The following is an 11526-nucleotide window of genomic DNA, read 5'->3' as shown; positions in this document are numbered from 1 at the left end:
CGGGGAGTTCGGGATATTAATTTCTTCTTATTTAGACTCCAAAAAATCTATGCTTAACAACCTAATCCCCCAACAATTTGACTTGATCCCCTGGAACCCGCGGCCAGACTGTATATCAGCGAAACGGCTTCATTCAGCCGGGCGGTTCGAACTCCAAATCCGTCAATCGTCAAATTTTCGGGGTACATCGAACCAATTATTTCCCGCTTCTTTATGATGTCACCGTTCTTGTATAGCTGCTCAAGGTTCATCAGGTTTTGTAATCCTGCATTTAAAAGGCCGTCAAAGTCTACGGGCGCCTGTGTTGAATTAGCCAGCTTTCCCAATAGCTTTTCGATTTTATCTGTGTACTCTGCTTTCATTTTCCGGTAATCGTCTGGCTCGATCTTTTGCGTTGAAAGCAATTCTCGCAGATAAGTTAGCCTGCCCTCCAGTTCCGTGATCTGGTTCGAAATTTGTCTTTTATCGTCGTGCATATGTTTTGTCTCATCATACCAGGCTTCCTGCAGGGTAAGCTGGTACAACTCCAAATATTCCGGACGGGGAACAAATTTCTTCAGTTCATTCACAAAAATGTCGTTCATAAATTCTGCCCCCAATCGGAACTTACAACCATTGGTACAGTGGTAATAAAAATAGTCCTGTGTTCTTCCTTTTGATTTACTACCTGTAAGCTTCTCGGTACATTTACGGCAGATTATAAAGCCCCTCAATGGCAGCGATGAATTTGCAACGAACATCGGGCGATAGTGTCTTTTACGGCCGTACAGCACATCCTGCACCTGGTAGAACAACAATTCAGAAACCAGCGGTTCATGTTGTGCTTTTACCATGTGTGCTTCTTCATCCTTATACTTTGGAATTACAATTTTGCCACAGTACAGCGGGTTCCTGATGTTCATCCAAAAATTGCTTTTGGTACATTTTAACCCCCTTTTCCTTAGCCATTTTGTAAATCTGCTCGGCGTTAAAAGTTCCTTCAGCCAACTTCTCAGATGCCCACTTCATTATACTGGCTTGTGGTTCATGCAGCTCAATATATTTCTTTCCTGCTTCGGATGTCTTGTTTATGTAACCAGCCGGGGTAATTCCAAGAAATCGACCCTCTTTTTTCGCCCGGCGCATGCCATGAAAAGTATTTGATGCCCGGCGATCATTTTCTACTTCTGGCGCGGCCAGATAAAAAGCCAGCATCATCTAATTTTCCGGTACAGAGAGATCAAGCGGCTGTTCTACAGCCTGGGGTTCAATTCCCAGTTTTCGAAGGATACTGATCATTTGGTAAGCATCACCGGCATTCCGGCTAAACCGGTCCCATTTAATGAAAAGCACCAGGTCGGCGGTGTTTTTATTTTTTCGCAGGAAAAGCAGGTACTTATTCCATTCCGGCCGGTTGAAAGTTTTTGCCGAATAATCTTCGTAAATAACCTTTCGCACTTCAATGTTTTGAATTTGGCAATACCTGCGTAAACGTTCTTCCTGGTCACGCTGAGAGTAGCCTTTATCGGCCTGCTCATCAGTACGGTAAACTTAGGTTCGCTTACCTGTAAGTTATATGACCTGGTGATGGATTTTAAAAGGTGCCTGAATCCGAAATTGTATCAAAAGCTGTGGGAGAACTCGTTTTATTATAGTCCGCCTTATTTGGTGCTATGCGCATTTAATGAAAAACCGCAGCAGACATTATTGAAGGCGTTTACGGTGATGGATTGGGAAATGCCAGGGACAAAAGAAAACTTTATTAACTTTTTGGAAAAAAATTATCCGGCTCGCAATGTAGCCGAAACATTAAAAATGATCGAGAATTGCGTTTCTTGAAAAATTAACTAAAAAGTCTGATTAAATAATTTAATGCATAAGCAACGACGATTTATATCTCACATGCCTAAGCATATCAAAATTCTTATTTAATTTAACTTCCTTACCATTTTCAAATAAGTTAATCGTAATCGATACATGTATCTTTTTCTTCTCCCGTAACATTTCCGCATCATATTTAAAAGTAAACTCAATCGGAAATCCTAAGGACAGTCTTTTATTTAAGCGATCTATCTCCATAACAGAACTGTCATATTTAACTTCTTGAGGGGCATCAATAAACAACGCTTTCTTTTTAGCAACACTACCCTTCAATCCATTGATATCAAAATCTACATTACTTAAGGTTACATACTTACTCGTATCGAGTAATTTAAAAATCACTACTGCATTAAAACTGGAGTCGCTTTTAATTTCAAATGCAGAAAAGGTTATCAATTTGTCTAAAGTATCGTCATTAATTTGAATTGCCTCCATATCTGAATTGGCCGGAGAAGTATAGTAATAACCTAAAGAAGAGTATTTGCAGGATGTAATAATCAAAAAAAACACCATCATCAAGCACAACACCCCCTTGCTACTCTTTTTTTCCAATTGTATAAACATTTGAATTTTCTTTATCTTGTGTTAATGTAAACCCACCCTTATTCATTTTTTCTTTTAAAGCTTTCAAATGATCTTCTGACATACCGTATGTTATGATATTTGCCCCCACAATAACGTTTTTATAATTTCCTGACATAATTTGATGAATAAAAATGGCATTTCCAGTAAACGTCTTGGCTATTCCAAAATAATTTGGATCAGGCTTTGAATCATTTGTCAAATTATGCTCATTACCCCTTGTACTAAAATATCCTTTTCCATTTAATAAAGTTGCTCTGAACACTGCACCCTGATGCGCTTCCATATCTTGAAAAGTATGAAGTGCCTGTCCAAGGTTTTCAATTGCAGTACTATTGGCAGTCATTTTGTCGATCCCCCCCTGATTAGCTGATTTAAATAGCATATCCCAAGCATTGACAAGACTTCTATTTATAGCATCTTTGGAAGTTACGGCATTACTTTCTGCATAAGTTCTCGTTGCATGCCATTTTTGTGCCTCTGGGTCTTCACTTTGGGATTTTACTGTTCTTGAATAATCAATCCCAGGCATATAAACAATATTGATTGCTTGTTTTTCGGTAAGTTTTCCACCTATCTCCTTAAAAATAGGATTATCTTTTTGTGCCTCCTTCAAGTTTTGCATAAGAATTAAATCTCCAATACTATAAGATTTAAACTCGTTAAAACTTTTTATACTTGCTGGATTGTCAGCAAAGGTTGAAGCATAATGAGCTATTAAATTTGCCTGGACCTCCGACACACCCGCTTGCATCAGCATATATCTGGTCAACATATAATGTATGAATAATGCATACATTCCGTCTTTGTCAATATTTGAAATTGGATTATCTGCTGCAAAATTATAACAACTAAGATCTGGAGTCTTTTTTTGTAATGGATCAACTGAAAGGAATCGACCTATACGAGGATCGTATATTCTTGAACCAAAATTTAATTGATTTCCCTTACCCTTCACCTCGTTATCATTCTCTTTGCCATTAAATCCATATCTGTACTTATCGGCATTGGGAGAAAGGTAAGATCGGCCTGGTTGCAACATGCCAAACGGGTAGTAATCATGTGCACTTACAATATCCGGCTCGTAATGATCGATTAAAGAACTATCAGATGCGGAAGATACACCAATTTTCTTATCAGTTACTGTGACTAGTACATTCCCTAAGTGATTGGTTAACTCGTATTCTTTCTGGCCTCTTGTCTGAGTCAAACTGTATCCTATGCCCAACAGGGGGATATAACTAATTTCAGATGCTTCATTTTTATAGGTTTCATATACGGCCTGCTCAATATTCTTTGCTTCAGGCGATATCAAGAGATTAATCTTTGTGTTAATAGCATTTAGTTGATTGTAAAGTACTTTTTCAATTTCCTTTTCATTGTTTATATTAGCTTGACTATACAGCCTGCCATCACTTATATCAGCGCGTGCAGGCCTCCTCACATTACTCATGGCCTGCTGCCATTGAAGTTCCAGCCAGCCTCGGTACAATAGGAAAACATCTGTCTTTTCTTTCAGCAAAAGATTATATTTTTCTGGTAAAACCGGCATACTGTCAATTAATTCAGATAATCTGTTATAAACGAATAGTTTTTCGGGATATTTTTTATGCAGACTGATTCGGCGAATAGCGCTGGTGGGATCGACATTGTAGTATAAAGTACTGTCCTTTGTTTGTATAATAGAACCCGCTTGTTCTTTATTGGTTTTATAAAGCGGGTTATCAGTCAGACCGAATGGATTGACACAATTCATATAGGCCAATTGTGCGAGAATGCCCTTCCGTACATTTTCTAACACCATTAACTTTTGCAAAGGGGTTTTAGCAGTCCTGATACTCTCCATTGCAAACAGTGCTCGATAATTGGGATTCAGCCTATCGAACAGTTCATTGTCGCCATAAACCCGATAAATGTCTTTGACGGTGGAAATGTTAGCCAGATATTTATCACAAATATTCTGATATAATACAAACGGGTCTAGTTGCTTTGAAGTTACCTGTTCTATCTCCTGGTTTGTGAGTTTGGTGGAATCAAATAACCGCCCATGGCAGGTGAACCAGTACAATGTGTGTGTTGATTGATTTAGTACGGCTATATTAATAAACCGGGCTGTACCAGCTCTGCCATAAATGTAATATCCACTTTTTGACGCAAGGGCCTGCTTTAAAATTGGGCTGACCCTGTAATCCCGCTGAACATTAGTTTGAGTGAAAGCATGAAGAAAAAGAATAGCAAACGAAATAAGCAGTAATAGCCTTTTCATGGTAAGGGGTTATTGTAAAGACAAATTAACAACAATTACCTGGTTTAACTTAAACTGCTAACACTTTAATAATTCACAGGACAAAAAATCAGATTGAAAAGCTGGAAAATTGTGGCACTGTAACATAATCTGTGTAAACATAGAAAATCGGAGTTCGTAATATCTCCGATTGTATTTTTAAACTTTACACAGACAATGAAAGTAGAAAATTTTTTATCAGACGATTTTTTGAAGCAATTTAAGGACGGTAAGCAACTCAAGCCGCCTTCCTTTGCGGTTTTTGTGGTATTGAAATGACCTTCATCGAAAACAGCGCCGCATATATTAAAGGGTGGCTCAGCAAACTAAAAGAAGATAAGACCTTTCTGTTAAAAGCTGCATCACAAGCCCAAAAAGCAGCCGATTTTATCATCAACATTAAAGCGGAACAAAAACCGGAGCCGGAAGCCGTTATAGAGGCCAGCGAATCCGAATAACATTCAACCAATACATAAGCGATCATGGAGGCCCGAAAAGCAGGTAGCCGCTACTGCTTTAGAAAGCGCCTATATGCAAACAAAAAAACGGCCGGCTATCGCCGGCCACGTTTGCTATCGCTATCAGTACGAATCCCTGCAAGTTATATTTAACTTAATACATCACGTTATGGCCAAAGTTAGAATCCATCGAAAGAAGCCTACAAAGCGAAACCCGTATATCCTGGTCGCCGCAATGGTGGCCGACACAGAAAGCATGGGACCAATGCTTTATACTTATTCGATAATAAGGCGAACTTATTATATGCTTGGCTTCTTCAGCTATAAATACCGAGGAACGGTTGCGATAACGGACTTATCTCACGAACGAACGCGGATTACCGGCTTTCCTAAACGCCGCTTAGTCGAATTCAAGGTAGTGATAGCTTCGTCTAGCGTCGAGATCTCGCCAATATTTATCCGTAATCGTCCGTCGCGTACCCGCTGGACAATCTCGGTCAGTTGACCACGGTCAGGCTCCACAACGAAATCAATCGCCCGGCCATTGATTGGGTGCGCCTCGTTTGGCCCAACGACGGACACAATCGTTCCTCCTGGTCTAATCAGACCAGCGGAACGTTTTCCAATGTCACCGCCGATTACGTCGAAAACCAGATCAACTCCTCCGATATCCTCCAGGTTGTCGTTATCAAGGTCAAAAAACTCATGCGCGCCGTATTCTAGCGCTTTCTGACGGTCGGAAGTTCTGCCTGTACCGATGACGTAGGCGCCAGCCTCACGAGCAAGCTGAACCACCATTGTCCCCACTGCACCAGCCGCGCCATGCGCAAGTATGGTCTGTCCACCCTTAAGATGACCATGATCATAAAGGCCCTGCCAAGCGGTCAGGCCCGAGATTGGTAAGCTCGCGCCTACCGTAAAGTCAACATCGCCCGGCAGTGGCGCAAGGTTACGTGCTTCAATTGCTGCATACTCGGCGAGAGTGCCATCACGGTACCAATCGGTTATTCCAAAAACCCGTTGTCCTACCGTAAGTCCGGTGGTACCGTAGCCAAGGGAAGTTACAACGCCTGCAAATTCATGACCAGGAATTGTTGGCGTCCGATCACGATTGGTTCTATCGGTCCAGGTCGATGGCCAGGTCAACTCAGTCCCGACGTATCCGGATGCATAAATCATAACAATAACGTCGTTTATCGCCGCTATGGGTTCGGGCCTTTCCACGAGCTTCATTCCAGCCGTTCCGGCAGCCTGGTCCGTTACAACGATCGCTCTCATAAATACCTCCTTCGTTATTTTAAATTACTTATACGTCAAAATCAAAAATTGAGTATGATGGAAACTGTCGATTTTACTTTTCGCATGTTAAATCATACCCGCTGGTGTAACAGGCGGAAAGTCCTTGTCAGGATCGGAGACATTATTGATAAAGTTTGTCAGTGAGTACATCGCCACCAGGCCTACGATTTCCAGTATGTTGGCATCCGAGTAACCAGCAGCACGTACTGCGGCAAGATCAGCGTCACTCACTTTTCCACGGGTTTCAATCACTTTTCGGGCAAATTGAACGGCTACATCGCGCTTTGAGTCGCTTGCATGACCCTTTCGAGCAAGAATGATTTCATTGTCCTCAAGCTTTGCCATATGCTTAGCCGTGTAGCTGTGGACAGTCAGGCAGTAGTTGCAACCATTGACTTCAGAAACGACCAGGCCGATGCTATCTCGTGTTTTTACATCTAGGGCTTTGTTCATTCCCCCGAATAGTGCAGCCCATGCATTAAATGCAATTGGGCTGGTGGCGAAGGTCGCCATCATATTGGGAGTAAATCCGATATTCTTGCTGAACACATCAAGAGTTGGTTTTGAATCAGCCGGTACATTCTCCGGTTTAAGAGCTTCAATTCTAGGCATTGTAGATTTTTTAAGTTCGTTTTTAACAATCATACTAATTCAAGCACTTCTTCAACAGGGCGGCGTGGCTTTTGCTTCCAGTTACCAGCGCGTTCAAGGCCTACGGTCAGCAGCATCACCGGGATTTCATCGCCGGCTAGGCCAAATTCACGGTGCACCGGTTCAGCGTCGAATCCGATCATCGGTGTCGACCCCCAACCCAGCGAGCGGGCTGTATATATGATCGCGGCCGCGCCGAAGGTCGCGGTGCGTACCGCCTCGTCTCGATCCTGTTGGGGTTGATTATCGTACAACCTACGTGCGTTTATTTCCCAATCTGGCACCATGTGCGCCGGCATGATGCCCGCTTCCACAACCGGCGCCAGACGTGCGGGAATGGTGCTGGCATCGGCTAACTTGCCAATGACGATAAAGGTGACGGCGGCATCCGTGACCGCCGGTTGATCCCAGGCAAGCGCCCGCAAACGAGCCTTGGCTTCAGCCGTGCGAACAGCTATAAAGCGCCAGTTTTGTAAATGAAAAGATGTTGGTGCGGTAGTGCCTATTTGCACTAGCTCGCGGATTTGCTCGTCACTCAAGGTGGCGGTTTTGTCATAATACTTTGTTGCAGTTCGGCTTAAGATGGTTTCAATGACTGGATTAGTCATAGTGGTCATAGTTGTTAATATTAAGTTGTTACAAGATTTCGAGTGTGGCGTAAAAGTAAACCTGTGATTAGCCAGCTCGATGGCCCAGAATCCAAATAGGAAGGGGACCAGTAATTTTAGAGAGGCTTTTTGTGATTTCATTTAAAAAGGCCAGGGAGGTAGTCTTTCATATTTGCAGCTAGAGTCGAATGTCATCTAGTTAACATTCCATGGAATCTTGAAACCCCGACAAGCACTCCCATCTTTTCGTTCGCTCATAAAGATCTGCGACGCTAATCAACTAATACGCTTCAGTGTAGGATGGAGGATTATGCTGGTCCCTCTGACACGTCTTAACTGGTACCTGACACTTACATATGGCCACGCTAACTTTAACTTTTACAGAACATCACATGAAACATATTGCGGCAATAGGACAACTTTTATTACGGCTGGCCCTCGGAGTTGGCTTTTTATTACCGGTAATGGACAGGATAGGTTTACTGGGCTCTCCGGGTTCCGGAGCTTCGTGGGGTGACTGGAAACACTTCGTTAGATATACAAACGAACTGATTCCATTTGTAAGTTGGCAAATAGCCAATATTATGAGTATCATTGCTACAATTGCTGAAATTGTATTTGGGGTCCTCCTTATCGTGGGCTATAGAATTAAAGAAGTTGCTATAGGTGCTGGCATTCTTACATTTGTTTTTGGCCTATGTATGGGAATATTTTTAAGCATCCAGGCACCATTCAATTACCCGGTCTTTGTTTTCACAGGTGCAGCCTTCGTGCTTTCGGGGCTCGATCACCACGCATGGAGTATTGACAGCTTATCAAAAAATGATCTTAATAAATAAACCAATGATATGGAATGTAGAAGGGCAGTCACAAAAGCTGATATAGAATTCTGTAAGGAAGCGATCCTTGAATTTCGACGCAACCTTAATCCGGACACGGTTGTTGAGCAAGTTGTTCAAATGATGCGCAGCCAGGATTTTGAATTAGTCTTTATACCAAATACAGACAACACAAGAGCAGGTGCGTTTATTAGTTACCGGATGTTGAACCTGCTTCGAACAGGACTTATCATTTACATAGATGACTTATTCACAGTCCCCGAATGTAGAAATCAAGGATATGCTGGCACCTTATTAGATCATGTCACCAAACGCGCTATCGATGAGGGAATAAAAAGCATTCATTTGGATAGCGGTTACGCTTTACACACGGCGCATAGATTATACCTGAACAAGGGCTACTACCTTGCCTGTAACCATTTTGCCAAAGCCGTTAACTAATTTAGATCGATATGCGGCTAAACCACCCATTAAAGGGCATACCATCGGAGCTTTTGTCGATAAGTTTATGCTGGCTTTACCAAGCCGTCATCTCATTCGACGCCATTTTCATTATTTTAGCATGAACCGCTTTGGTAGATTGCTCATATATTTCTTTATCAAAAGCACTTCCGTTTAGTGCGATTTCTTGAAGATCAGTAAGGCCCATGACGGCAAAAGCTGTTCTGAGATAGTCTGCTTGAAAATTCATGTGCGCATAATATTCACCTTTCTCATAACCTGCATTTCCTCTGCTGAAAAGCATGTAAACTTTTTTATCTTTCAATAAGCCCCTGTATGGGTTTTGATAATCGTCAGGACGCATCACAACAGTTTCATTAGCCCTTATTACCTGGTCTAAATATGCTTTAAGTGCACTCGGGATAGACCAATTGAACATCGGCACTCCCAGAACGATCACGTCGGCTGCTTTAATTTCAGCAATGAGCTGATCGCTGAGCTTCAGCTCATTGATCTCCGCTTCAGTCCTTAAAGCTGCAGGCTTAGCCGCAGCGGCAATCCAGAGTTCGGATACGTGCGGTATGGCTCCGCGGCCAACTTCACGATGGACAATCGTGCTATTGGGATTGGCCTCTATCCAAGTGGTTGCAAACAAATCGGTAAGCCTTCTGGTGACCGACCTTTCGCCTCTCGGACTTGCATTAATAACGAGTAAATTTTTCATTTCGGTATTTCGTTGAATTCTGCATCAAATCAATTGCGTCCTCATTTTCCAGGTCTGGAATAAATCATCCCAGGATAATTTTTTTTGAATATGTTATCTTTGTATACAGCAAACTTAAATGGGCCCGTTGACCGCTTAGGGTACCAGTTTTTTATATTCGGAGTGACCAGCATGCGATTTGCTGCTTTTAGGTAAAACTTTTTCTTATTTATTTATGCTCCCCTTTAAAACGCTGATAAAGATCGATAGAAGCAGTACCGAAGCCGTATTCAAGCAAATTGCCTCGGAGTTAGTGCTTTTAATTCAAAAAGGTATGCTTTCGCCTGGGATGGAATTACCGAGTGCGCGCGTACTCGCTACAGTACTTGGAGTTCACCGCAAGACAATAATGGCTGCTTATAACGATCTGATTGCAGAAGATTGGATAATAAGTCAAGAAAGAAAGGGATACCGGGTATCAGAATCTTTGCCCATCTTAAAACCGCGTACGTATGGGAATAAGGTTCGATCAAGTTACACTGCCAAGTCTCAAATTTTATTCGATAAATTGGAGCATGTTCCCTTACTGACCAAAGCTAGCTCTAATTGCAAGGTTACAATAAATGATGGCTTCCCCGATGTGAACATATTTCCATTCAATGAATACAAGCGGCTTCTTAGCCAGCAGACCTTAAAAAAAGCTTCAAGAAGCTGGAATCTCGATGGAAGTCAATTTTTTAAAAAGGTTTTGACCTCATTTCTAAATGAAACCCGGGGTCTAAATATTGAAGATGAAAACCTGATGGTTACCCGGGGTGCACAAATGGCAATTTATATCGCGAGCTCGCTGATAATAAAACCGGGCGATAAGGTTTTGGTTACGGCACCAAGTTATTTTTTAGCAAACGCCATTTTTAGGCAATTAGGGGCGCAACTTATTACTGTTCCGGTAGATAATGATGGCGCTGATGTTGATGCAATAGAAGACGTTTTAGTCAACAATCATATAAAACTCCTCTATATCATACCTCACCATCATCACCCAACAACTGTGACGCTGAGTTCGGCACGACGTGCTAAACTATTGGAACTCATTAAAAGGCATAAGCTGAGCGTTATCGAGGACGATTATGATTATGATTTTCAATATCAATATAGTCCCTATGTGCCGCTGGCAAGCGGCGCGCACCATGGCCGAATAATTTATATAGGATCGTTAACCAAAGTGCTGGGGTCAAATTTCAGGCTCGGCTATATGATATCAACTCCTGATTTTTTACATAGTGCCATCAAGTTAAAAACCTTGATCGATTTAAGGAGTGATGTACTGATGGAAGAAATCATTGCGATGCTAATACAAAGTGGGGAGTTTTCAAGGTTTATTACTAAAGCGAACAAGCTATATGGCCACAGATGCAATTATGCCGCAGATCTCATAAGTGCTGAACTAAACCATGTTGTGGAATTCATAAAACCGCAAGGTGGAATGGCGCTCTGGCTAAAGTTCAATGAAAACTATCAACTTGCCAATGTAATCAATAAGTCAGCTGCTTTAGGATTGCAATTTTCAGGCAGAACTTATCCCAAGGGACAGGATTTAAGCTACGACGCGGTTCGTTTTGGATTCGCGTCTTTAAATGAACAGGAAATTGATTTTGCAGTCGATGCTCTTAAAAGGAGCACTTTGAGAAAATAATTGAGACTATCATGGATGGGACGTGGCTTTCAGATTTTCCCTTTGTTCCCCGCTCCCGAAATAGTTGACGAACACGCTTTTGGCATGACGTCCATAATCAGCCGG

General features: G+C 42.1%; 11 protein-coding genes and 2 pseudogenes. 4 read left to right on the top strand and 9 right to left on the bottom strand.

The genetic code is table 11. The features are described 5' to 3' along the window. Positions 1-53: 53 nt before the first annotated feature. From JUB15_RS25265 to JUB15_RS25245, 5 genes and pseudogenes are all read right to left on the bottom strand, one after another. Positions 54-902: a recombinase family protein gene (locus JUB15_RS25265; protein WP_207515447.1), complete on the bottom strand. Its 849-nt coding sequence runs from the start codon at positions 900-902 to the stop codon at positions 54-56. Next, positions 850-1197: a serine integrase family protein gene (locus JUB15_RS25260; protein WP_207515437.1), complete on the bottom strand. Its 348-nt coding sequence runs from the start codon at positions 1195-1197 to the stop codon at positions 850-852. Before JUB15_RS25260 ends, JUB15_RS25265 begins: the two co-directional genes overlap by 53 nt. Continuing rightward, positions 1198-1494, bottom strand: a pseudogene (locus JUB15_RS25255) (recombinase family protein); the annotation flags it as partial. It lies immediately after the preceding gene. Positions 1495-1848: 354 nt separating this feature from the next. Beyond that, positions 1849-2412, bottom strand: coding sequence for a hypothetical protein (locus JUB15_RS25250; RefSeq protein WP_207515436.1), 564 nt, complete (start codon positions 2410-2412; stop codon positions 1849-1851). Further along, positions 2396-4708, bottom strand: a complete 2313-nt coding sequence (locus JUB15_RS25245) for an RHS repeat domain-containing protein (RefSeq protein WP_207515435.1) — start codon at positions 4706-4708, stop codon at positions 2396-2398. Before JUB15_RS25245 ends, JUB15_RS25250 begins: the two co-directional genes overlap by 17 nt. Before the next feature lie 269 nt (positions 4709-4977). Between JUB15_RS25245 and JUB15_RS25240 the strand changes: the two are divergent. Then, positions 4978-5184: pseudogene (locus tag JUB15_RS25240) on the top strand (hypothetical protein); the annotation flags it as partial. 360 nt (positions 5185-5544) lie between these two features. Here JUB15_RS25240 and JUB15_RS25235 read toward each other — a convergent pair. The 3 genes from JUB15_RS25235 to JUB15_RS25225 form a co-directional block, all read right to left on the bottom strand. Next, positions 5545-6462 (bottom strand): NADP-dependent oxidoreductase, encoded by a 918-nt coding sequence (locus JUB15_RS25235; protein ID WP_207515433.1) that lies wholly within the window; start codon positions 6460-6462, stop codon positions 5545-5547. Positions 6463-6549: 87 nt separating this feature from the next. Next, entirely contained in the window at positions 6550-7095 is a 546-nt protein-coding gene (locus JUB15_RS25230; RefSeq protein ID WP_207515432.1) for a carboxymuconolactone decarboxylase family protein, read from the bottom strand. 29 nt (positions 7096-7124) lie between these two features. Next, positions 7125-7742 (bottom strand): nitroreductase family protein, encoded by a 618-nt coding sequence (locus JUB15_RS25225; protein WP_207515431.1) that lies wholly within the window; start codon positions 7740-7742, stop codon positions 7125-7127. A 392-nt stretch (positions 7743-8134) separates the two neighbouring features. Between JUB15_RS25225 and JUB15_RS25220 the strand changes: the two genes are divergently transcribed. Further along, positions 8135-8581 (top strand): DoxX family protein, encoded by a 447-nt coding sequence (locus tag JUB15_RS25220; RefSeq protein WP_207515430.1) that lies wholly within the window; start codon positions 8135-8137, stop codon positions 8579-8581. A 9-nt stretch (positions 8582-8590) separates the two neighbouring features. After that, complete coding sequence (locus tag JUB15_RS25215) at positions 8591-9022, top strand: GNAT family N-acetyltransferase (RefSeq protein WP_207515429.1); 432 nt, start codon at positions 8591-8593, stop codon at positions 9020-9022. A gap of 76 nt (positions 9023-9098) precedes the next feature. Here JUB15_RS25215 and JUB15_RS25210 read toward each other — a convergent pair whose 3' ends face one another. Next, the gene (locus JUB15_RS25210) at positions 9099-9746 is read right to left on the bottom strand and encodes an FMN-dependent NADH-azoreductase (RefSeq protein ID WP_207515428.1); all 648 of its coding nucleotides are present in this window, start codon (positions 9744-9746) and stop codon (positions 9099-9101) included. Between the two features lie 214 nt (positions 9747-9960). Between JUB15_RS25210 and JUB15_RS25205 the strand changes: the two genes are divergently transcribed. After that, entirely contained in the window at positions 9961-11421 is a 1461-nt protein-coding gene (locus tag JUB15_RS25205; RefSeq protein ID WP_207515427.1) for an aminotransferase-like domain-containing protein, read from the top strand. Positions 11422-11526 lie beyond the last annotated feature (105 nt).

Origin of the sequence: Longitalea luteola (genome assembly GCF_017356035.1) — a bacterium.
Classification (GTDB): domain Bacteria; phylum Bacteroidota; class Bacteroidia; order Chitinophagales; family Chitinophagaceae; genus Niastella; species Niastella luteola.
This window is presented reverse-complemented; position numbering and strand designations above follow the sequence as displayed.

What these genes read in the sequence shown, in the direction of transcription:
- JUB15_RS25245 (WP_207515435.1), bottom strand. Translation starts at nt 4,708, where the DNA reads ATGAAAAGGCTATTACTGCTTATTTCGTTTGCTATTCTTTTTCTTCAT.
- JUB15_RS25235 (WP_207515433.1), bottom strand. Translation starts at nt 6,462, where the DNA reads ATGAGAGCGATCGTTGTAACGGACCAGGCTGCCGGAACGGCTGGAATG.
- JUB15_RS25225 (WP_207515431.1), bottom strand. Translation starts at nt 7,742, where the DNA reads ATGACTAATCCAGTCATTGAAACCATCTTAAGCCGAACTGCAACAAAG.
- JUB15_RS25210 (WP_207515428.1), bottom strand. Translation starts at nt 9,746, where the DNA reads ATGAAAAATTTACTCGTTATTAATGCAAGTCCGAGAGGCGAAAGGTCG.
- JUB15_RS25265 (WP_207515447.1), bottom strand. Translation starts at nt 902, where the DNA reads ATGAACATCAGGAACCCGCTGTACTGTGGCAAAATTGTAATTCCAAAG.
- JUB15_RS25260 (WP_207515437.1), bottom strand. Translation starts at nt 1,197, where the DNA reads ATGATGCTGGCTTTTTATCTGGCCGCGCCAGAAGTAGAAAATGATCGC.
- JUB15_RS25220 (WP_207515430.1), top strand. Translation starts at nt 8,135, where the DNA reads ATGAAACATATTGCGGCAATAGGACAACTTTTATTACGGCTGGCCCTC.
- JUB15_RS25205 (WP_207515427.1), top strand. Translation starts at nt 9,961, where the DNA reads ATGCTCCCCTTTAAAACGCTGATAAAGATCGATAGAAGCAGTACCGAA.
- JUB15_RS25215 (WP_207515429.1), top strand. Translation starts at nt 8,591, where the DNA reads ATGGAATGTAGAAGGGCAGTCACAAAAGCTGATATAGAATTCTGTAAG.
- JUB15_RS25230 (WP_207515432.1), bottom strand. Translation starts at nt 7,095, where the DNA reads ATGCCTAGAATTGAAGCTCTTAAACCGGAGAATGTACCGGCTGATTCA.